The 22201-nt window shown below is 38.4% G+C and carries 18 protein-coding genes; all 18 read left to right on the forward strand.

All coding sequences use genetic code 11. The annotated features are described in order from the left end of the window. Positions 1-8 precede the first annotated feature (8 nt). The 18 genes from MY533_RS04915 (at position 9) to recA (ending at position 22015) form a co-directional block, all read left to right on the forward strand. Positions 9-1046, forward strand: coding sequence for an aspartate-semialdehyde dehydrogenase (locus tag MY533_RS04915; RefSeq protein WP_132357388.1), 1038 nt, complete (start codon positions 9-11; stop codon positions 1044-1046). Between the two features lie 13 nt (positions 1047-1059). After that, positions 1060-1977, forward strand: coding sequence for a 4-hydroxy-tetrahydrodipicolinate synthase (dapA, locus tag MY533_RS04920; RefSeq protein WP_132357387.1), 918 nt, complete (start codon positions 1060-1062; stop codon positions 1975-1977). A gap of 388 nt (positions 1978-2365) precedes the next feature. After that, on the forward strand, positions 2366-4033 hold the full coding sequence (locus tag MY533_RS04925) for a ribonuclease J (protein ID WP_132357386.1): 1668 nt from the start codon (positions 2366-2368) through the stop codon (positions 4031-4033). Positions 4034-4448: 415 nt separating this feature from the next. After that, entirely contained in the window at positions 4449-6737 is a 2289-nt protein-coding gene (locus MY533_RS04930) for an FtsK/SpoIIIE family DNA translocase (protein WP_305883994.1), read from the forward strand. 187 nt (positions 6738-6924) lie between these two features. After that, the gene (locus MY533_RS04935; RefSeq protein WP_132357384.1) at positions 6925-7653 is read left to right on the forward strand and encodes a GntR family transcriptional regulator; all 729 of its coding nucleotides are present in this window, start codon (positions 6925-6927) and stop codon (positions 7651-7653) included. A gap of 53 nt (positions 7654-7706) precedes the next feature. Further along, positions 7707-8795, forward strand: coding sequence for a BMP family lipoprotein (locus MY533_RS04940; protein ID WP_248718217.1), 1089 nt, complete (start codon positions 7707-7709; stop codon positions 8793-8795). Positions 8796-9346: 551 nt separating this feature from the next. Next, positions 9347-10894 (forward strand): ABC transporter ATP-binding protein, encoded by a 1548-nt coding sequence (locus MY533_RS04945; protein ID WP_248718218.1) that lies wholly within the window; start codon positions 9347-9349, stop codon positions 10892-10894. Next, entirely contained in the window at positions 10894-11940 is a 1047-nt protein-coding gene (locus MY533_RS04950; protein WP_248718219.1) for an ABC transporter permease, read from the forward strand. The genes MY533_RS04945 and MY533_RS04950 overlap by 1 nt, the downstream gene beginning before the upstream one ends. A 1-nt stretch (position 11941) precedes the next feature. Then, positions 11942-12901, forward strand: coding sequence for an ABC transporter permease (locus MY533_RS04955; RefSeq protein ID WP_248718220.1), 960 nt, complete (start codon positions 11942-11944; stop codon positions 12899-12901). A 246-nt stretch (positions 12902-13147) separates the two neighbouring features. Continuing rightward, positions 13148-14419 carry an EF-P 5-aminopentanol modification-associated protein YfmF gene (gene yfmF / locus MY533_RS04960; RefSeq protein ID WP_248718221.1) on the forward strand — a complete coding sequence of 424 codons (1272 nt, stop codon included), beginning with the start codon at positions 13148-13150 and terminating at the stop codon, positions 14417-14419. Beyond that, positions 14416-15717 (forward strand): EF-P 5-aminopentanol modification-associated protein YfmH, encoded by a 1302-nt coding sequence (yfmH, locus tag MY533_RS04965; RefSeq protein ID WP_248718222.1) that lies wholly within the window; start codon positions 14416-14418, stop codon positions 15715-15717. Before yfmF ends, yfmH begins: the two co-directional genes overlap by 4 nt. Next, positions 15714-16442: an elongation factor P 5-aminopentanone reductase gene (gene ymfI / locus MY533_RS04970; protein WP_248718223.1), complete on the forward strand. Its 729-nt coding sequence runs from the start codon at positions 15714-15716 to the stop codon at positions 16440-16442. Before yfmH ends, ymfI begins: the two co-directional genes overlap by 4 nt. Positions 16443-16486: 44 nt before the next feature. After that, positions 16487-16744 carry a DUF3243 domain-containing protein gene (locus MY533_RS04975; protein ID WP_132357376.1) on the forward strand — a complete coding sequence of 86 codons (258 nt, stop codon included), beginning with the start codon at positions 16487-16489 and terminating at the stop codon, positions 16742-16744. A gap of 226 nt (positions 16745-16970) precedes the next feature. Next, positions 16971-17759: a DUF3388 domain-containing protein gene (locus MY533_RS04980; protein WP_132357874.1), complete on the forward strand. Its 789-nt coding sequence runs from the start codon at positions 16971-16973 to the stop codon at positions 17757-17759. 25 nt (positions 17760-17784) lie between these two features. Then, the gene (locus tag MY533_RS04985; RefSeq protein ID WP_248718224.1) at positions 17785-18699 is read left to right on the forward strand and encodes a helix-turn-helix domain-containing protein; all 915 of its coding nucleotides are present in this window, start codon (positions 17785-17787) and stop codon (positions 18697-18699) included. A gap of 50 nt (positions 18700-18749) precedes the next feature. Next, a complete protein-coding gene (gene pgsA, locus MY533_RS04990) occupies positions 18750-19328 on the forward strand; it encodes a CDP-diacylglycerol--glycerol-3-phosphate 3-phosphatidyltransferase (RefSeq protein WP_132357374.1) in 579 nt (192 codons plus the stop codon). A 17-nt stretch (positions 19329-19345) separates the two neighbouring features. Beyond that, complete coding sequence (locus MY533_RS04995) at positions 19346-20602, forward strand: competence/damage-inducible protein A (RefSeq protein ID WP_248718225.1); 1257 nt, start codon at positions 19346-19348, stop codon at positions 20600-20602. Positions 20603-20950: 348 nt separating this feature from the next. Beyond that, positions 20951-22015 carry a recombinase RecA gene (gene recA, locus MY533_RS05000; RefSeq protein ID WP_132357372.1) on the forward strand — a complete coding sequence of 355 codons (1065 nt, stop codon included), beginning with the start codon at positions 20951-20953 and terminating at the stop codon, positions 22013-22015. The last annotated feature ends 186 nt before the right edge of the window (positions 22016-22201 follow it).

Raw genomic sequence — 22201 nt, forward strand, 5'->3', positions numbered from 1 at the left:
GATGACAGATGACAAAGCAGTTAGTAGTTGCGGTTGTTGGAGCAACAGGGGCAGTAGGCACAAAAATGATGGAACAACTAATTAAACGGAACTTTCCAATCGGAGATATAAAATTTTTAGCTTCTGCACGTTCAGCAGGGAAACCAATCGAATTTAATGGTAAAACATATACAATTGAAGAAGCGACACCTGAAGCTTTTGAAGGCGTCAATGTCGCTTTATTCTCGGCTGGTGGTTCTGTTTCAGCGGTACTGGCGCCGGAAGCGGCAAAACGTGGTGCCGTAGTAATCGATAATACGAGCCATTTCCGCATGGATCCAGAGGTACCACTAGTTGTGCCTGAAGTAAATCGTGGCGATCTTGCTAAGCATAAAGGGATTATTGCGAATCCAAACTGCTCTACAATTCAAATGATGGCTGCACTTGAACCTATTCGTAATGCATTTGGCTTAACTAAAATTATTGTATCAACATACCAAGCCGTTTCAGGTGCAGGTATTTCTGCTATTCAAGAATTAAAGGCACAAAGTGAAAATTGGGATGCAGGTAAGGATGTAGAAGCAAATATTTTACCTTCTGGTAGCGACAAACGTCATTATCCAATTGCTCGTAATGTCATTCCACAAATTGATAAATTTACAGACAATGGCTTTACATACGAAGAAATGAAAATGATTAATGAAACGAAGAAAATCATGCATGCACCAGAACTAAAAGTAGCAGCAACTTGTGTTCGCGTGCCAGTCGTTTCAGGACACTCTGAATCTGTTTATATTGAAGTAGAAAAAGAAGCAACGGTACAGGAGGTTTTTGAAGTATTACGCAGTGCACCAGGAGTAGTATTACAAGATGATATCGCAACACAAACTTACCCAATGCCTATCTATGCAGAAGGGGAAGATGCTACTTATGTAGGTCGTATCCGTCAAGATTTAGACAATAAAAAAGGATTCCACCTATGGATCGTTTCTGACAATCTTTTAAAAGGCGCTGCATTAAACTCTATTCAAATTGCAGAAGCAATGCTGGAGGATAACTTACTATAAGAGGGGTGTAAGGATGAATTTAGGTCGAATTGGAACGGCGATGATTACGCCGTTCAAAGAAGATGGCACGATTAATTATCCAGAACTAGAACGTATTATTAATTATTTGATTGATAATGGTACAGATTGTATTGTCGCATGTGGCACAACCTCTGAAAATCCAACTATGTCCACAGAAGAAAAAATTGAAGTTGTACGCTTTACAGTAGAAAAAGTAGCAGGCCGTGTACCTGTAATTGCAGGTACAGGGGATAACGAGACTGCTTACTCTATTGCAATGACGCACAAGGCTGAAGAAAATGGTGCAGATGGTATTATGCTTGTAGCACCGTATTATAATAAGCCAAATCAACGCGGTATTTTTGCCCATTTTGAAACAATTGCAAAAGAAACAAGTTTACCTGTCATGCTTTATAACGTGCCAGGACGTACAGGTGTCAATATTGCCTATGAAACTTCCGTTGCTTTAAGTAAAATCCCTAATATTTCTTGGATTAAAGAAGCGAGTGGCAATTTAGATCAAATGGGCGATATTATTGAGAATGTTGATTCAGATGATGATTTCTTCGTTTATAGTGGGGATGATGGTTTAACACTTCCACTACTAGCAATAGGCGGAGCTGGAATTATTTCTGTTGCTGCTCATGTTGTCGGAAATGATATGCAATTAATGATTAAAGCGTTTGAAGAAGGAAATCACGAGCTAGCAGCCAAAATTCACCGAGCATTACTACCACTTGTACGTGCGTTGTTCGCACAGCCAAACCCATCGCCTATAAAATACGCGATGACAAAATTAGGCTTTGATACACTTAATGTTCGTCTGCCAATGATGGAAATGACAGATGAAGAAAAAGCAAACTTTGACCGAATTTGGGATACGTATCAAGAAAAAGCGAAAAGCTTTAGAAAAATAAGTACCTTTAGTTAAATCCTTAAGACCGTAAACAAACGTGAGATTTTTTAGTTTGTTTGCGGTCTTTTTTCTTTTTGTTAAAAATATAAAGATCATTCCTCGAAGGGATGCCCCCTCATGGAAGATAGTATCCGCTCAAGCGCTTGAACAACCTTACAGAGAAAAGGCTTACAATCCGCGATATACCCATTGCCAAAAGCTTACGTCGCTAAATAAAAGGCAAAAATTAAACCTTTCACAATGCTACATACTTATCAAGCTTTCCATCTATTAGTAATAAAATTAGCAAAAAATTTCTGTTTCCTTTATGAAAGTTGAATTTTTAATTTGTGCAAAAGCTTTGCAAACCGTATAATAAATCTTAAGTGGTTGCTGTTCGGGATATTTTTTAGGAGGAAATAAATTGACAAAAAAGAAAAATGAATTAATTCGCATCATCCCACTTGGTGGCGTCGGCGAAATTGGGAAAGCAATGTACGTAGTAGAAATTGACGAAGAGCTATTTGTAGTGGATAGCGGCTTAATGTTCCCTGAAGACGAAATGCTGGGCATTGATATCGTGATTCCGGATATTACGTATTTAGAAGAAAATAAGGATCGTGTGAAAGGGATTTTCTTAACACATGGTCATGAAGATGCAATTGGCTCGATTGCCTATGTATTACAAAAAGTGAAAGCGCCAGTGTACGGATCAAAATTAACAATTGCACTTGCCAAGGAACATTTAAAGGAGTTACCTGCACCACATCAGGTGAAATTCTTTGAGGTGACGAACCGTAGTCGTATGAATTTTAACTCAACGTATGTAACATTCTTCCATACAACACATAGTATTCCCGATTCGTTAGGGGTAGTGTTCCATACATCTGAAGGAGCAATTGTTCATACAGGGGAGTTTAAATTCGATCAATCAGCGACAGGTAAATTTAAGCCTGATTTAGCAAAAATGGCTCAGTTAGGAGAAGAAGGCGTATTTATTTTATTATCTGAGTCGAGTGAAGCTGAGCGACCAGGTTATACGACATCTGAGATTGTCATTGAAGAGCAATTATCAAAAACATTCCATTCAGCACCAGGTCGTATTTTAGTTGCTGTTTATGCATCGAATTTTATTCGTATTCAACAAGTAATTACACAAGCTCAAAAGTCTTTCCGTAAAGTAGTCATCGTAGGAAAACCTTTAGAGAAAGCTGTAGATTTAGGTGTACAGCTAGGTTACTTAACGGCTGAGGAAGATACAATCATCCCTATTTCTGAAATGCAAAAGTATCAAGATGATGAGATTATTATTATTGCTACAGGTAATAAAGGGGAGCCACTTGATGCATTAGAGAAAATCGTCCGTAAACATCACCGAGACATTAAAATAAAGCAAGATGATACCGTATTAATTACTTTTACACCATCTCCTAGTATGGAAGTACAGATGGCTAATACGATGAACTCTATTGCAAAAGCAGGCGCTGAAATTTTAACATCTAGCAAAAATGTACATGTGTCGGGTCACGGTAGCCAAGAGGATTTAAAATTAATGCTAAACTTAATGCAACCGAAGTACTTTATCCCTGTGCAAGGTGAGTACCGTATGCTTATTGCTCACTCTAAGCTTGCTCAACAACTAGGTATGCAAAAATCACAAATTTTTATCGCCGATAAAGGGGATATTGTAGAATATAAAAATGGTAAAATGCGAATGAGTGGCCGTGTACAAGCTGGTAATGTATTAATAGACGGTATTGGTGTTGGAGATGTAGGCAACATCGTACTTCGCGATCGTAAGTTATTATCGCAGGATGGTATTTTCATTGTTGTTGTAACGTTAAACCGTGCTCAAAAGAAAATTGCATCTGGTCCAGAAATTTTATCGCGTGGTTTCGTATATGTACGCGAATCAGAAGAATTGATGGTAGAAGCTTCTGAGATTGCGAAAACTGTTATTGAAAAATACGTTGGTAAAGATACATTTGAATGGACAAACATTAAACAAGAAATTCGAGATACATTGAATACGTATTTATTCCAAAAAACGAAGCGCCGCCCAATGATTATCCCAATCATTATGGAATATTAAAATGAAAGATCATCGTTGAATGAAAAAGGATTTTCTAACCGAATGTAAACGGTGGAAAATCCTTTTTTTGGCTCGAACCTAATGGTGAGAATATATTTGTTAAAACGTATGTCATTTATTTTCATTGAGTAGAAGACTCCCACCGAAAGAACCAACATCGTGTCGGTCCTCGTGCGGACTGAGCACAATACAAAATTGTTTAATTGTAGCGAAAGCGAAGCGACAGCCACAATTACGCCAAGGCAAAATTGATCAGAGAGTAGATTTCCGTTCTGGCTGACGCCTCCAGGAAAGCCCAGTCGGAACGAAGATTAACGACACGTTATGGTGCTGAGTCTATTTTTTGAAATAAACAAGTTCTACATGATATTATTCGCTACATATATAGAATGGATTACAAAAGAAGGTGAAATAGATGGCCACTAGAAAAAAAAGAAAAGTCACGAAAAGTAAAACGTCTACAGAAAAAAAAGAAATGCATCCACTTATGTATGAAATTTTAGGACTTATCTTCATTGCATTAGCGGTAATTATGATGTTTGAATATGGCATGATTGGACGTGTTCTCCAAACAATAGCAATGTTTCTTTTAGGGAATTTACATTTTGCTGTGCCATTTATGCTGATATTTGTTGCGTTATTACTGATGATTGGGCGGAAAAAAGTGAGCATTTATGATCGTCTCATATTAGGGATGCTCCTCATTGTTATGAGTTTAACAATTTTTAGTCACGGTATTCTTTTTGAACAATTATCAAAATCTGGTGGTTTATTATCAGACTCTGTGTTGCGAGAATCTTGGCGAATATTAATTAATTCAGAGGGTATTATCCATCGAAGTAACGCACTTGGCGGAGGTATGATTGGTGCACTGTTATTCAGCGCTCTACATGTATTATTTGAGGCAACAGGTGCGAAGGTCGTTGCATGGGTTATTTTCTTTATCGGCTTAATTTTAGTAACAGGAAAGGCGCTTGTTCCATATTTAGCAGAAAAAATGCCTGACCTTTTTGGGAAATGGCAAAAGAAACATCGTGAAAAGAAAAAAATTAGGCCAAAGAAATCTAAAAATCGCCGTTCAAAAGTAGAAAGCAAGGATGAAATCGCAGCTGTCGAGCAGGAACCAGAGGTACAAGAGGAAGATGAAGATTCTTATGAACCAATCATCTCTGCCTTTACGCAAAATGTATCTCATGAACGAGAAGAATATGCAACAGCTGAAAATGAAGATATTGAACATGGAGATATAGTTGATGATGTCCATATCGAAGGGGCAGATGCTGTAGAAAATGCAGATTATCAATTACCGTCTTATAATCTATTACAATTACCACCACAGCATGACCAAAGTGGCGAATATTCTGTTATTCAGGCCAATGCGAAAAAGCTTGAGCAAACGTTGCAAAGCTTTGGTGTAAAAGCAAAAGTAACGCAGGTTCATTTAGGCCCAGCTGTCACGAAATACGAAATATTACCTGATATAGGCGTGAAAGTAAGTAAAATTGTAAACTTACAGGATGATCTTGCCTTAGCACTTGCTGCAAAGGATATTCGTATGGAAGCACCTATTCCAGGGAAGTCTGCAATCGGCATTGAAGTACCAAATAGTGAGGTAGCAATTGTTACATTGCGGGAAGTGTTAGAGTCTAAAGATGGTGCAAAGCCAGAAGCTTTATTACAAGTCGCATTAGGTCGTGATATTACTGGACAAGCAGTACTCGCCGAGCTCAATAAAATGCCACATTTACTTGTTGCAGGTTCGACGGGAAGTGGGAAAAGTGTGTGTATAAATGGTATTGTCGTATCAATCCTAATGCGGACAAAACCACATGAAGTAAAGCTCATGATGATAGACCCGAAAATGGTGGAGTTAAATGTTTATAATGGAATTCCTCATCTACTGGCACCAGTTGTTACGGATGCTCGTAAAGCGTCTCAGGCGCTAAAGAAAGTTGTGGCTGAAATGGAGCGCCGCTATGATCTATTTTCGCATACAGGTACTCGTAATATCGAAGGCTACAATGGTCATGTACAAAAAGTTAATGAGCAAACGGATGAAAAACATCCGAAATTACCTTATATTGTGGTAATTGTGGACGAGTTAGCAGACTTAATGATGGTTGCCTCAAGTGATGTAGAAGATTCTATTACACGTTTAGCACAAATGGCACGTGCAGCAGGGATTCATTTAATAATTGCAACCCAACGACCAAGTGTTGATGTATTGACAGGTGTGATTAAAGCAAATATTCCTTCGCGTATTGCCTTTGCGGTTTCATCAGCAATCGATTCTAGAACGATTTTAGATATGGGTGGAGCGGAACGCTTACTCGGTCGAGGCGATATGCTGTTTTTACCTGCCGGTGCATCTAAACCGAAACGTGTGCAAGGTGCCTTTTTATCAGATCAAGAAGTTGAGTCAGTTGTTACCTTTGTTATAGAACAGCAAAAAGCACAGTATCAGGAGGAAATGATTCCGACCGAAGAAGAGACAATTTTAGAGGAAACCGACGACTTATTTGATGAGGCTGTGCAGTTAGTTGTGAGTATGCAGACGGCCTCTGTTTCGATGTTGCAACGCCGCTTCCGTATCGGCTATTCGAGAGCTGCTCGTATTGTCGATCAAATGGAACAACGCGGTATTGTCGGGCCTTCAGAGGGTAGTAGACCTCGACAAGTGCTCATTAATCAATACGATAATTAGTGCCAAAACAACGACAAAAAAATGAATAATGTTGAATATATTAAGTTGGCCCAAATTCATTTCAAAATTCGGAAGCAATTACGCTAAGGTGTAATTGCTTTCAGTCTATAAAAATGTTATATTTATGAACGATTAGTAGGAATGTTGTACATCAGATGTCTGATCTCTGATATTGGTGGTGATATATGTGACTATTAAAGCAGATCATCGTCATCTCTATCTTCAAGTAATTGATCGTTTAAAGTCTGACATTGAAACAGGCATTTTTAAAGAAAATGAAAAACTGCCTTCAGAGTTTGAATTATCGAAATCACTAGGAGTCAGTCGAGCAACGCTTAGAGAAGCGCTACGACTGTTGGAAGAGGAAAATGTTATTGTGCGTCGACATGGGGTGGGTACATTTGTAAACCCTAAGCCTTTGTTTACATCAGGTATCGAGCATTTATCGAGCATTTCTTCTATGATCGAGGCAGCAGGTATGGAACCCGGTTCCCGCTTTTTAAAGGCGACGGAAAGTATACCTTCTGAGGAAGATTTAAAACGCTTCCAATGTGATGGCGAAGATAAAATACTCACAATTGAACGTGTCAGAACAGCGGACGGCGAGCCGGTAGTATACTGCATAGACAGATTACCAGCAAGTTTCCTGCCAACTGACTTTGTTGAAAAAAAAGAAGTTTCACTTTTCTCTGCACTTGAACAATCTGGTAAAATTCATGTTGCCTATGCCGTTACATATATTGATCCAATCGGGTATCATGAGCAAGCTTCACCGATTTTAAATTGCGGGCGTGAAACAGCTCTTTTAGTATTAAAGCAGTTGCATTACGATGATCATGATCAAGTAGTGCTGTATTCAAAAAATTATTTCCGAGCTGATAAATTCAGCTTCCATGTAGTTCGTAAACGGGTGTAGAACATTTCTAAATATTTTCCTGCTAATTACAATACCTTTGGGGGGTTAACAGAATGAAGAAACGTAAATTTGGCTTAGTATTATCATCAGTTTTAGCTGCAAGTGCAATTTTAGGTGCATGTGGTACGAAAGACGAAGAAAAACCTGCAAAAGACAATGGAAATGCATCATCAGGCGAAAGCAACAAAGAAGAAGCATTCTCAGTAGCAATGGTTACTGACGTAGGTGGCGTTGATGATAAATCATTCAACCAATCTGCTTGGGAAGGTGTTCAAGCTTACGGTAAAGAACATAACCTAGAAAAAGGTGAAGGTGGCTTCGACTACTTACAATCAAAAACAGACGCAGACTATGAAACAAACTTAAACAACTTATTACGTCGTAACTTCGATTTAGTATATGGAATCGGTTACATGATGGCTGACGCAGTTGACGCTGTTGCTTCAGAAAACCCAGATAAACATTTTGCATTAATCGACGCTGAAGTAAAAGCAGACAACGTTGTTAATGTTCTTTTCAAAGAGCAAGAAGGTGCTTTCTTAGCTGGTGTAGCTGCTGCTAAAATGTCTAAATCAGGTAAAGTTGGTTTTGTGGGCGGCGTAGATATTCCAGTTATCAACCGCTTCGAGGCTGGATTTGTTGAAGGTGCAAAAGCTGTAAATCCAAAAATCGAAATCAAATCAAAATACACTGGTGCATTCGATAAAGCTGACATTGGTAAAATTACTGCAAACAGCATGTACTCTTCAGGTGTAGATGTAATCTTCCACGCTGCTGGTGCAACTGGTAACGGTGTATTCTCTGAGGCAAAGGAACGTAAGAAAAAAGACCCTAATGCAAATGTATGGGTAATTGGAGTAGACGCTGACCAATACGAAGAAGGTAAAGTAGACGATAAAACAAATGTAACTTTAACTTCTATGTTAAAAGGTGTTAACACAGCAGTTGTTGATATTTCAAATAAAGCGAAAAATGGTGAATTCCCTGGTGGCAAAACGCTTACTTATGGCTTAGCTGAAGACGGCGTGAAACTTGCAGATTCTCGTGGTGCAATCCCAGCGGATGTTCAAACTGTCATCGATGAATATAAAGAAAAAATTGCTAAAGGTGAAATTAAAGTTCCAGAAAAAGTGAAAAAATAATTCATCTTTTGATCATCATAAGGGACTTTAACAAGGCCCTTATGATGATTTTTCAATCTATCGTTATATTTCGACTATTCGCAATACTCTATTGGATGCTATTTGTTTTCCATAGGGGTAGTAATTTTTCTATGAGTTTATCAAAAGAATAGTAATGATGGTATCAAGTTAATAGAAGAAAGGTTTCTAACGATGACCTTTCCTGTATTAATTTATCTTCATTCAGAAGAATATCTACCTCTATTAGTGGGACATGACATACGTTATTTTTGTTAATAGGGTACATAATGCCACTGAGCGAAGATGAACCTCTGGCTGAGTTCATTGCTGTCGATGTGAAAAGACGTTGAACTAACAGTGACTACAGCTAGCATTAAGTTTGTCTCAAACAAATCTAAATAACTGTTGCAAAAGCGAAAGTGTTTAACAAAGCGGCAGTAATGTTTTATGTAGCGAAAGCAGAGCGACAGCTACAAAATGTTTTCTGTGGCGACAGCCACAATTACGCCAAGGCGAAATTGATAAAAGTGCCTATTAAGGGAGTGACGAAATTGGAATACGTGATTGAGATGCTAGGAATCCGAAAAGAATTCGGTAACTTCGTAGCGAATAATAACATCACCCTCCAACTGAAAAAAGGCGAAATCCATGCATTACTAGGTGAAAATGGTGCAGGTAAATCGACTTTAATGAACGTCCTTTTTGGTTTGTATCAACCAGAGGGTGGCGAAATTCGTGTTCGTGGGAAGGCTGTTAAAATTACAAATCCAAATGTGGCCAATGATCTAGGGATTGGTATGGTGCATCAGCACTTTATGTTGGTGGAAAATTTTACAGTAACAGAGAATATTATTTTAGGCTCTGAACCCGTAAAAATGGGTGTTATTAACATTAAAGATGCGGCAAAGAAAGTACAGGCACTTTCTGAGAAATATGGTTTAGATGTTGATCCATATGCCAAAATCGAGGATATTACTGTGGGAATGCAACAGCGTGTTGAAATTTTAAAAACACTATACCGCGGTGCAGAAATTTTAATCTTTGACGAACCTACGGCATCTTTAACACCACAGGAAATTACAGAGCTCATTCAAATAATGCGCCGCTTAATTGCAGAAGGCAAATCCATCATTTTAATTACTCATAAGCTAAAAGAAATTATGGAAGTTTCTGACCGTGTGACGATTATTCGAAAAGGGGAAGGGATTGGGACAGTTATAACTGCTGAAACAAATCCTAACCAATTAGCTGAAATGATGGTCGGACGTCAAGTCGAATTTAAAACAGAAAAAACAGAAGCAAAACCAACTGATGAAGTACTTACAATTGAAAACCTGTTTGTTAAAGACTATCGTAATATCGATAAAGTAAAAGGTTTGAACTTAAACGTACGTAAAGGCGAAATTGTTGGTATTGCGGGGATCGATGGTAACGGACAATCTGAGTTAATCGAAGCCATTACGGGTCTACGTAAAATTAAGAGTGGTACTGTTAAATTAAATGGCAAAGATATTACAAATATGAAACCTCGAAAAATTACAGAGGAAGGTGTTGGGCATATCCCACAAGACCGCCATAAGCATGGTTTAGTGTTAGATTTCCCAATAGGTCATAATATCGCACTACAAACATACTATCAATCTCCAATCGCTAAGGGCTTTGTTATGGACTACAAGAAAGTGTCTGAAAAAGCACGCCAAATCATTGAAGAATATGATGTGCGTACAGGTAATGGTGAAATGACGCCAGCACGTGCCCTTTCAGGCGGTAACCAGCAAAAAGCGATTATCGGCCGTGAAATTGATCGTAATCCAGATTTATTGATTGCTGCTTTACCAACGCGTGGTCTTGACGTAGGGGCAATTGAATTTATTCACTCCCGCCTTATTGAGCAACGTGACAAAGGAAAAGCTGTACTGTTAATTTCATTTGAATTAGATGAAGTTATGAATGTTTCGGATCGTATTGCTGTTATTTATGACGGTCAAATTGTGGATGAGTTAAATCCAAAAGAAACGACAGAACAAGATCTAGGTCTATTAATGGCAGGACAAAATAGTAAAAATAACATGAATGATGCGAAGGAGGGGAACGACTAATGTCAAATCGTGTCATTAATATACTCGTTCCTATCATCTCTATCATTATCGGTTTAATTGTTGGTGCTATCGTAATGGTAGTTAGCGGCTATGACCCAGTACAAGGTTATAACGCCCTTTGGACAGGTATTTTTGGAGATTCATATTCTATTGGGAACACAATCCGTCAAATAACACCTTACATATTGGCGGGTCTCGCGGTAGCATTTGCCTTCCGTACAGGTTTATTCAACATCGGAGTTGAAGGTCAGTTAATTTTAGGTTGGCTGGCAGCAGCTTGGGTAGGATATGCGTTTGAACTACCTAAAATTATTCACTTACCGTTAGCATTACTTGCAGCCGCAGCTGCAGGTGCATTATGGGCCTTTATTGCAGGTTTCTTAAAAGCGAAATTTAAAGTTCACGAAGTTATTGCGACAATTATGTTAAACTACACAGCGCTTTATATTGCGAATGCGGTGATTAAATACTTGTCTGACGGTAGCTTTAAAACAGAACGCGTCCATGAATCAGCTTCATTACGTTCTCCGTTTTTAAGAGAGCTTACAGACAATTCAAGTCTTCACTATGGCATCATTGTTGCACTATTAATGGTAATGGTTATGTGGTTCATTTTAGAAAAAACAACACGAGGATATGAGCTAAAAGCGGTAGGCTTTAACAAGCATGCGGCAGACTATGCTGGTATGAGCGTCAATAAAAACATTATTTTAGCTATGACAATTTCAGGTATGTTCGCTGGTCTTGCTGGTGCTATGGAGGCTCTAGGTACTTTCGGAAACGCCTCTATTAAACCAGGCTTTACAGGTATAGGTTTCGATGGGATTGCCGTGGCTTTACTTGGTGCTAACACGCCACTTGGGGTTGTATTCGGAGCTTCATTATTCGGCTCACTTAAATACGGAGCGCTAAATATGCCGAATGCTGCAGGTATTCCAGAGGAAATCGTGTCTATAATTATCGCGTTAATTATTTTCTTCGTGGCATCAGGCTATATTATTCGAGTAGCATTACAAAAGTTGAGCAAGAAAAAGGAGGGACAATAACATGGGCTTTTTAGAAATGTTATATTTCATCATCCCTTCTGCAATTCTTTATGCAACACCGTTAATTTTTACAGCGATCGGTGGCGTATTTTCTGAACGTTCTGGTGTAGTAAATATCGGATTAGAAGGTTTAATGATTGTTGGTGCATTTGTTAGTATTTATGTCAACTTAGAATATGCTTCAACATTTGGTGCAGCAACGATTTGGGTAGCAATGCTAGCAGGTTTCATTATTGGGGGAATCTTCTCACTTCTCCATGCAGTTGCGTCTATTTCTTTCCGTGCTGATCAAACAGTATCCGGGGTTGCTATCAACTTATTAGGTTTAGCAGTATCCGTATTCTTGGTGAAAATGATTTATGATAAAGGGCAAACGGATACGATTACCCAAACAATAGACCGTTTTGCCATCCCTTATTTACAGGATATCCCATTCTTTGGTCCTTTATTATTCCGTGATGTTTATAGTACGTCAATTTTAGCTTTTGCAGTAGCTATTGGGGCATGGTTTATTATTTATAAAACACCATTTGGCTTACGTTTACGCGCTGTTGGTGAACATCCAATGGCTGCAGATACGATGGGTGTAAAAGTAAATAGAATGCGTTACATTGCTGTTGTCATCTCTGGGGCATTAGGTGGTCTTGGTGGTGCAGTATACGCGCAATCGATTGCAGGCAATTTCTCGCATGCAACAATTGCTGGTCAAGGCTTTATGGCTATTGCTGCAATGATTTTTGGGAAATGGCATCCAATCGGTGCGTTAGGTGCAGCTTTATTCTTTGGAGTAGCACAAACGTTAAGTGTTGCAGGAAGTGGAATGCCTTACATTCAAGATATTCCTGCTGTTTACTTACAAATTTTACCTTATGTCTTAACGATTTTTGCATTAGCAGGATTTATCGGTAAAGCAAATGCACCAAAAGCTAGTGGTCAACCTTATATTAAAGGGAAACGCTAATAACAAACGATGAAAGACTGGGCGAAAATGCTCAGTCTTTTTCCTTGTACATATTTCAAGTGTTTGGGAAAATAATGGTTGGTGGTTGAGCTTTATTTGCTTGCATGTACAGGTTCCTCAACAACCAAATGTAATTTCACACATTTCATATACATACTTTGGATTCTTTTTGCAATTATAGACAATAGACATGTATAGTATGTGTAGTACTTTGTTATATTAAGAAAGATAAGGAGGGTTCTATATATGTTTAAAACAATACCTTTTGCAAAAGGTGTCAATTTGCATATCCGACAAACGACCCAATTTAAAACCGTAAATTTTTCAATTAAATGGAGAAAAGCATTAACGGCGACAAATGCGTCTGAACGTACAGTATTAACAAATGTTTTGCAACATAGTAATGCGAAATATCAGACAACAGCTGCATTCCGAAGTTTCTTGGATGACTTGTATGGCACAGTGTTATATTTCGACACATCTAAACGTGGTAATGAACATACAGTATTGATGAATGTAGAGGCTGTAAATGATCATTATTTGGCAAATACTAGTGTTTTAAATGAGGTACTCGATTTATTGCATACAGCAATATTTGAACCGAATTTAGAAAATGGTGTATTTAAGGAATCGATTGTGGAACGTGAAAAGAAAACAGTCATTCAGCGTATTGAGTCCATTTTTGACGATAAATCTCGTTATGCGCAGCAACGCATTCAACAAATTTTACGTCCAAATGAACCGGCCTCTATTTCTGCGAATGGAACTATCGAGGACATTCAAAAAATTACCCCTACATCATTGTTTGAAGCATATCAATCCATGCTTGCTAACGATAAAATAGACATTTATGTCGCGGGTGATATTAATGAAGAAGAAATCGTAGCGAAGCTCAAAGAAGCGCTACCATTTAATGATCGTACACCTGAAGAAATTCCTGCTGTACTTCCACAACAGCATCCACAAAATGATTATGTACGTGAACAACAAGAAATGAAGCAAGGAAAGATGCATATTGGCTTCAGTACACCAGTACGATTTGGTGACGCTGATTTTGCCAAAATGCAAATCTTTAACGGGGTATTTGGTGGCTACCCTCACGCCAAATTATTTATGAATGTTCGTGAAAAGGAAAGTTTAGCCTACTATGCATCTAGCTCATATGCATCACATTATGGCTTAGTCTTTGTTGTATCTGGGATTGAACCAAAGAATGAGGAAAAAGCGTTATCACTAATTAAGGAACAACTTGCTGTTATGCAAGCGGGCGATATTACAGATTTAGAAATAGAGCAAACAAAGGCAATGCTAACGAATCAGCTAAAAGAAGCATTGGATTCTGCTCGAGGACAAATAGAAATTTTTGACCAATATAAAGATTTACCCGAAGAGTTCTCTGTTGAGACCTGGGCAAATAAATGGCAAGCTGTGACTAAGCCAGATATAGTTGAAATGGCGAAGCAAGTACAGCTAGAAGCGGTCTATTTCTTAAGTGGGAAGGAGCAAGCCGCTCAATGAAAACAATTGAATTCAAACAATTAGATGAAACATTGTATTATGAAAAACTAGAAAATGGCTTAGATGTCTATATATTACCGAAAAAAGGCTTTTCTAAAACTTTTGTAACGTTCACCACAAAATATGGTTCTGTTGACCGTACTTTTGTGCCAATTGGTGGAACTGAAAGCATTACAGTACCAGATGGCATTGCCCATTTCTTAGAGCATAAAATGTTTGAAAAAGAAGATGGAGATGTCTTCCAAAAGTTTAGTGAATTCGGCGCTTCAGCCAATGCGTTTACATCATTTACACGTACTGCGTATTTATTTTCTTCAACTAACAATATTTATAACAGCACAGAAACATTATTAAATTTTGTTCAAGAGCCTTACTTTACAGAAGCAACTGTTAATAAGGAAAAGGGCATAATTGGCCAGGAAATTACGATGTACGACGATCAGCCGGATTGGCGCTTATATTTTGGCACAATCGAAAATATGTATCATAATCATCCAGTAAAAATTGATATCGCTGGTACAATTGAGTCAATTGATGGAATTACTGCCGACCATTTATATACGTGCTACAATACATTTTATCACCCGTCCAATATGTTATTGTTTGTCATTGGTGCAGTAGATCCTAATGAAATGATGACGTTTATTCGTGACAATCAAGACAAAAAAGAATTCCCTGAACCCACACCAATTCAACGCTTTTTCGATCAAGAGCCGACAGAAGTTGCTATTAAAGAACGTGAGTTGCGTATGGATGTACAAAAACCTAAAGTCTATATTGGCTTAAAAGCAAAAGAAACAAATCTTTCTGGGCGTGACATGTTAAAACATGAGCTGTCTGTTCAAATTGCACTTGAACTTATTTTTGGACGTACATCTAAATTTTATGAGAGCGTTTATGATAACGGATTAATAGATGAAACATATGCATTTGATTTCACGTTAGAAAAAGGCTTTGGATTTGCAATGATTGGCTCAGATTCTACAGACCCTGCTGCATTAGAGAAAGCTATTAAGGAAGAATTAGCAAAGTATGATGGGGATGCCCATTTTGAAAGTACCGATTTAGAACGAGTAAAACGTAAAAAAATAGGTTTCTTCCTACGTGCACTGAACTCTATTGAATTTATCGCCAACCAATTTACACGTTATTCGTTTAATGATATGAATTTGTTCGAGGTTGTGCCTGTACTAGAAGAACTAACGATTGAAGATTTGAAAAAAGCGTTTTCTTCAGTTCAAGGTGAATCTCAACAAACAGTCTTTAAAATTTTACCTACTGAGAAGGGCGTACAGTGAAAAAGTTTGCGCTCGTTTTAGGTGCATCGGGTGAGATTGGCCGTGCTATTTGTCGAAGTCTGGCAGAAGACGGTTGGTCCATCTACATACACTTTTCAAACAATGAAAAAGCAGCACAGGCTCTATACTGCTCCCTTTCAGAAAGTTTCCCTGCACAGGAGTTTATGCTTGTACAGGGAGATTTTTCGAAAACGTCCGGGGCACAATTGCTAGCATCTCAAGTTTTTAATGTGCAAGCGATTGTCTTTGCAAATGGTCAAGCACATTATTCGCTACTGGAAGATACTACGGTGGAGGATATGGAGGCATTATGGCGTGTCCATGTACAAAATCCAATGCGTCTTACGGCATTGCTGTCATCAAAGCTACGCGCTCATGATGTCAGCTATGTGCTTTTTATTGGTTCAATTTGGGGAGAGGCTGGATCAGCTGGTGAAGCACTTTATGCCACTGTGAAAGGCGCCCAACATGCTTTTGTGAAGTCATATGCGAAAGAAGCCGCACTGTCGCATATTCGTGTTAATGCCATTGCACCTGGTTTTATTAATACCTCGATGAACAGTCATTTAAGCGAAGAGGAGCTTGACTATATTTTAGAGGATATTCCACTAGGTATAACTGGGCAAACAACGGATGTTGCTGAAATGGTACGTTTTTATCTTTCTGGAAAAGCAGATTATGTAACGGGGCAAGTGATTAGATTAAACGGTGGCTGGTACATATAATGCTCTTTTTTGCACATACTACATGTGTAAAGGAGGAGGAACATATGACTATTTTAGAAAACTGGCAAAAATGGACATCGTTTTTAGGTCAAAATGTTATGCGAGCAGAATCAAGCGGTATGCCATCGCAAATGATTCAACAAGCTGCTGTACAAATTGGAGAATATTTGGCGACAAATGTCGATCCTAAAAACGAACAAGAGCGAGTGCTGTCGGATTTATGGGGCGTTGCCTCTGAAGAGGAAAAACACGCACTGGCGAATTGTGTCGTTAAACTTGTACAAAATAAACATGTACAGTAAAAAAAGAGGAGAGCGATCTCCTCTTTTTTCTATATATAAAAGCAATTTTTACATAGAAAAGGGAACGTATGTAAGCCTATTTCGTACGTTCAAAAAAAAAATAGTAAGTTTTTAAAAATAACCCCATAATTCCATGTATTCTAACTTTCCATTACATAAAAAATCAGCTATGATGGAACTTATAAAGGATTTTTTACGTTAACTAATAGGAAGGGAACGAGTGTGTTTGAGCGATTGGTACTTTGAATATGAAATTCAGGTGAATCGCCCTGGATTATTAGGAGATATTGCTTCACTTTTAGGGATGCTTCGTGTCAATATTATTTCAATAAATGGTGTCGATGAGGATCGACGTGGTATGTTAGTGCATACAGACAACGATGAGACAATTGAGCGTTTTCGTACAATTGTTTCGACAATGGAACATATTAACGTTACCAAATTTCGACAACCTAAGCTCCGTGATCGTTTAGCCATTAGGCACGGTCATTATATTCCTCGAGATGCAGATGAAAAAAATACCTTCCGCTTCGTACGAGATGAACTTGGTATTTTAGTTGACTTTATGGCTGAACTTTTTAAAAAAGACGGGCATAAGCTTATTGGAATTCGTGGAATGCCTCGTGTTGGAAAGACTGAATCAATTGTAGCTGCAAGTGTTTGTGCTAATAAAAAATGGATTTTTTTATCGTCTACAATGATTAAGCAGACTGTTCGCAATAAACTTGCTGGTGATGAATTCAGTAACAATAATATTTTTATATTAGATGGCATTGTGACACGTCAATCATCTGATGAGCGACATTTGCAACTAGTGCGTGAAATGATGAGTATGCCCTCCATTAAGGTCATCGAGCATCCAGACATGTTTGTTCAGCATTCAGAATATAAGATAGAGGATTTTGATTATATCATTGAATTGCGTCATCACCCAGATGAAGAAATTACGTATGAAATAATGGAAAAAAGCCAAATGATGTCCGAATCTAATTCATTTGGTGGATTTAATTTTTAATTTGAAATTAAAGTAGGTGTTATGAGTGGCAGAATTAGGGACTCGACTGAAAGAGGCGAGACTGTCTAAAGGCTACAGCTTAGACGATTTACAAGAAATAACGAAAATTCAAAAGCGTTATTTAATAGGTATTGAAGAAGGTAATTATTCGATTATGCCTGGTTCGTTTTATGTACGAGCTTTTATTAAACAATATGCTGACGCTGTTGGTTTGGACGCAGAGGAGCTTTTAGAAACTTATAAAAGCGAGCTGCCAGGTACTCCAAACAATCAAGTAAGTCAATCAATGACGAGTAGTCCAAGTAGAAGAAAAGTTTCGAAAGGTCCTTCTACTAAAATGATGGAGGCAATGCCGAAAATAACTGTTGGTTTATTTATCATTGTCATTATTGTGGTGATTTGGGTGCTAATGCAGTCTAAAAATAAAGCAGTGCCAGATGGTGCTGTAGACGATACGCCATCAGAAATAGAATATGATACAAAAGTAAAACCAATAGATACAGAAAAAGATAAAGAGCATAAAAAAGCTCAAACAAATGACAAAGAAGACTCAGCAGATTCAAAAGATTCAACAACACAGGAAACACCTGATGAAAAGCAAACTGAAGAGGTTAAGCAATCGATTTCAGCTGGGGCTATTGAAGCGGATGGTGCAACAACTTCTTATACGTTAACAGGTACGGATGCATTTAAAATACGTATTGAAGTATCAGGTCCTACATTTATCGGTATTCGTAACCAACAGCAACAAGAATTACTATCAGATACTCGTGTATATAATGCAGGAGAAGTAGTAGAATTCGACGCAACATCTCAAAATTACGCCCGTATTCGCTTAGGTAATTCAGCGCAAGCTAAAGTATACATTAATGACGAGCCTTTAACGTATGCACAGCAAATTGTAACGCAAAACATCGTCATCAATTTCAATAAAGAATAGTAGTCATCTAGTGATGACTACTTTCTTTCATCATGAAAGGTGTTAGAAAAATGAACATTCCAAATAAAATTACCATCTCTCGAATTTTACTTATTCCGTTCTTTGTCATTGTTATGATGTTTGATTTTGGCTGGGGAACAATGTCACTATTCGGTGCGACGATGCCTGTTCATCATTTTGTAGGTGCACTTATTTTTATTATTGCTTCAACGACTGATTGGGTGGATGGTTATTATGCACGTAAGTACAATCTTGTGACAACATTTGGGAAATTTTTAGACCCACTTGCTGACAAGTTGCTAGTTTCAGCGGCTTTTATTTTAATGGTAGAGCTTGATATGGCGTCTGCATGGATAATAATCATTATTATTAGTCGTGAGTTTGCAGTTACTGGCCTGCGTTTAATATTGGCTGGTGAAGGAGAAGTTGTTGCGGCCAACCAGCTTGGCAAAATTAAAACATGGGCTCAAATTGTGGCCATCGGTGCAGCACTTTTACACAATACAATTTTTACGCTTATCGGTCTTCCATTCGATACAATTATGTTATATATTGCATTGTTCTTTACGCTATGGTCTGGATGGGATTATTTCTATCTAAATCGACGTGTCTTACTTGAGTCTAAATAAGAGAGGTCTTGAGGGTCATGAATGCTGAAATTCTTGCAGTTGGCTCAGAGTTATTGCTTGGTCAAATTTCGAACACAAATGCAAGATTTATTTCTAGTCAGTTGTCCGAGTTAGGAATAAATGTGTATTATCACACTGTTGTTGGAGATAATGCACAACGTTTGGAAGAAGCTATTTCCATTGCAGAGACTCGTGCTGATTTAATCATTTTCTCTGGTGGGCTTGGGCCTACAAAGGATGATTTAACAAAGGAAACGATTGCACGTCATCTTGACGTTTCTCTCGAAATGGATGATTTCGCACTGGCTAATATTGAGCAGTTTTTTGCACAACGAGGACGTCCAATGACGGATAATAATCGTAAGCAGGCTTTAATACTAGCGGGTAGTGAGGTGCTTGCAAACCATCACGGTATGGCACCTGGCATGATATTAACTAAGGATGAACGTACGTATATTTTACTGCCGGGGCCACCTAAAGAGCTTGAGCCAATGTTCCAGTTTGAAGCAAAGCCAAAGCTTGGTGCGATGTTAAACGCTGGAGGGGTAATTACATCGCATGTTATGCGGTTTTATGGAATTGGAGAGGCGGAGCTTGAGGTTCGTGTCCAACATATTTTAGATTCGCAAACAAATCCAACTGTTGCTCCACTTGCTTCTGACGGCGAGGTTACATTGCGTGTAACTGCTAAAGCAGAAACGGAGCAAGAAGCGCAGCATCTTATTGCCGCAAAGGTAACAGAGATTCAAGCGCTTGTTGGGAACTATCAATACGGTATAGATAATGATTCTCTTGCCTCTAAAACAGTAGAAATGTTACTAGACAATCAGTTAACAATTTCTGCAGCGGAAAGTTTAACAGCAGGATTATTTCAGTCAGAACTTGCTGAAATACCGGGTGTAGGGGATGCCCTTGTTGGTGGCGTTGTTACGTATACGGAAGAGGCTAAAATTAAGCAACTCGGTATTTCAAAGGAATTTTTAACTACACATGGGATTGTAAGCAGTGAATGTGCGGCGGCTATGGCTAGTGCTGTACGTAAAAAGTTTGATACGGATATTGGTATTGGATTAACAGGTGCGGCGGGTCCTACAGCCCATGATCATCAACCAGCGGGGACGGTTTGGATTGGTATTGCCATTGGTGATGAAAAACCAATAACGTATTTACTTCATTTATCAGGTATGCGGAATACAAATCGACTGCGCGCGGCGAAATTTACTTGTCATTATTTAATGCAACTTTTGGAAGAAAGAGGCTTTAAAAAACGTTAATGAATTTGCCCGGCATAATATAGGTTCATCACGAAAAGTTGCGGATGATTTTTGTCAAAACTTCTATTATGAAAATAAGTTAATTGGAGTGAAGGCTGAGCGCCCCCAGGAAGCTTTGCTCTGTAGCGGCAGCTATAAAGCGCCCAGCCGGAACGGAAATCAACCACATGTTTTGGTGATGGTCCATAATATAGTTGAAAATAGAAATTTGGGTAATGGAAAGTTACCCAAATTTTTATTTTGAAGAAAAAACGAATAAATGTTCGCTTTTTTCTTGCGTCTTCTCTTAAAAACAAGTATAGTAGAGATAGAGAAAAACAGTGAACAGTTTTCAAAGGAGGAAAATGAATGAGTGATCGTAAAGCTGCCTTAGAACAGGCGTTAAAACAAATTGAAAAGAATTTTGGTAAAGGTTCCATCATGAAACTTGGCGAAAAGACCGATTTAGAAATCGCTACATCTTCAAGTGGTTCGCTAGCACTTGATGCTGCATTAGGTGTTGGTGGATATCCACGTGGACGTATTATTGAAGTATATGGCCCAGAATCATCAGGTAAAACAACAGTTGCTCTTCATGCGATTGCAGAAGTGCAGGCAAACGGTGGACAAGCTGCATTTATCGATGCTGAGCATGCACTAGATCCAATTTACGCACAAAAATTGGGCGTCAATATTGATGAACTTCTATTATCTCAACCAGATACAGGAGAACAGGCGCTTGAAATCGCAGAAGCATTAGTGCGTAGTGGTGCTATCGATATCATCGTTATTGACTCCGTAGCAGCATTAGTTCCGAAAGCAGAAATTGAAGGAGATATGGGTGATTCGCACGTTGGTTTACAAGCCCGTTTAATGTCTCAGGCCTTACGTAAGCTTTCAGGTGCTATCAATAAATCAAAAACGATTGCCATTTTCATTAACCAAGTGCGTGAAAAAATTGGTGTTATGTTCGGAAACCCAGAAACAACACCTGGTGGACGTGCGCTTAAATTCTACAGCTCAGTACGTTTAGAGGTTCGTCGTGCGGAAGCTATTAAACAAGGCAATGACATTATGGGTAACCGTACAAAAATTAAAATTGTGAAAAACAAAGTAGCACCACCATTCCGTACAGCTGAAGTTGATATTATGTACGGTGAAGGGATTTCAAAAGAGGGCGAAACAGTTGATTTAGGTGTTGAACTAGACATCGTTCAAAAAAGCGGTTCTTGGTATGCTTACGGTGATGAGCGCCTAGGTCAAGGTCGTGAAAATGCTAAACAATATTTAAAAGAAAATCCAGCAGTACTAGACGACATCGCAAATAAAATCCGTGCTTCTTACGGTATTGCATCTTCATCTTACACAATTGCGGCGCATGATGAAGAGGAAGATATGGATGAGGAATTAAAGCTTCTTCTTGAAGATGAATAATATACATGCATTGTTCCCACTCTTTATAGTGAGAGCAATGCATTTTTTTATTTACGCAGACTGTAGAAGAACGTAGGTAATCCATATATTCTTCGAAAGTTGTGAATGACATTTTTGAAAAATAATTCCTATGTACTACTTCTACGGCATTCATGATAAAAGATAAAATAAGCGTTAGTGTAAAAA

It is taken from the genome of Lysinibacillus sp. Ag94, from assembly GCF_023242215.1.
Classification (GTDB): Bacteria; Bacillota; Bacilli; order Bacillales_A; family Planococcaceae; genus Lysinibacillus.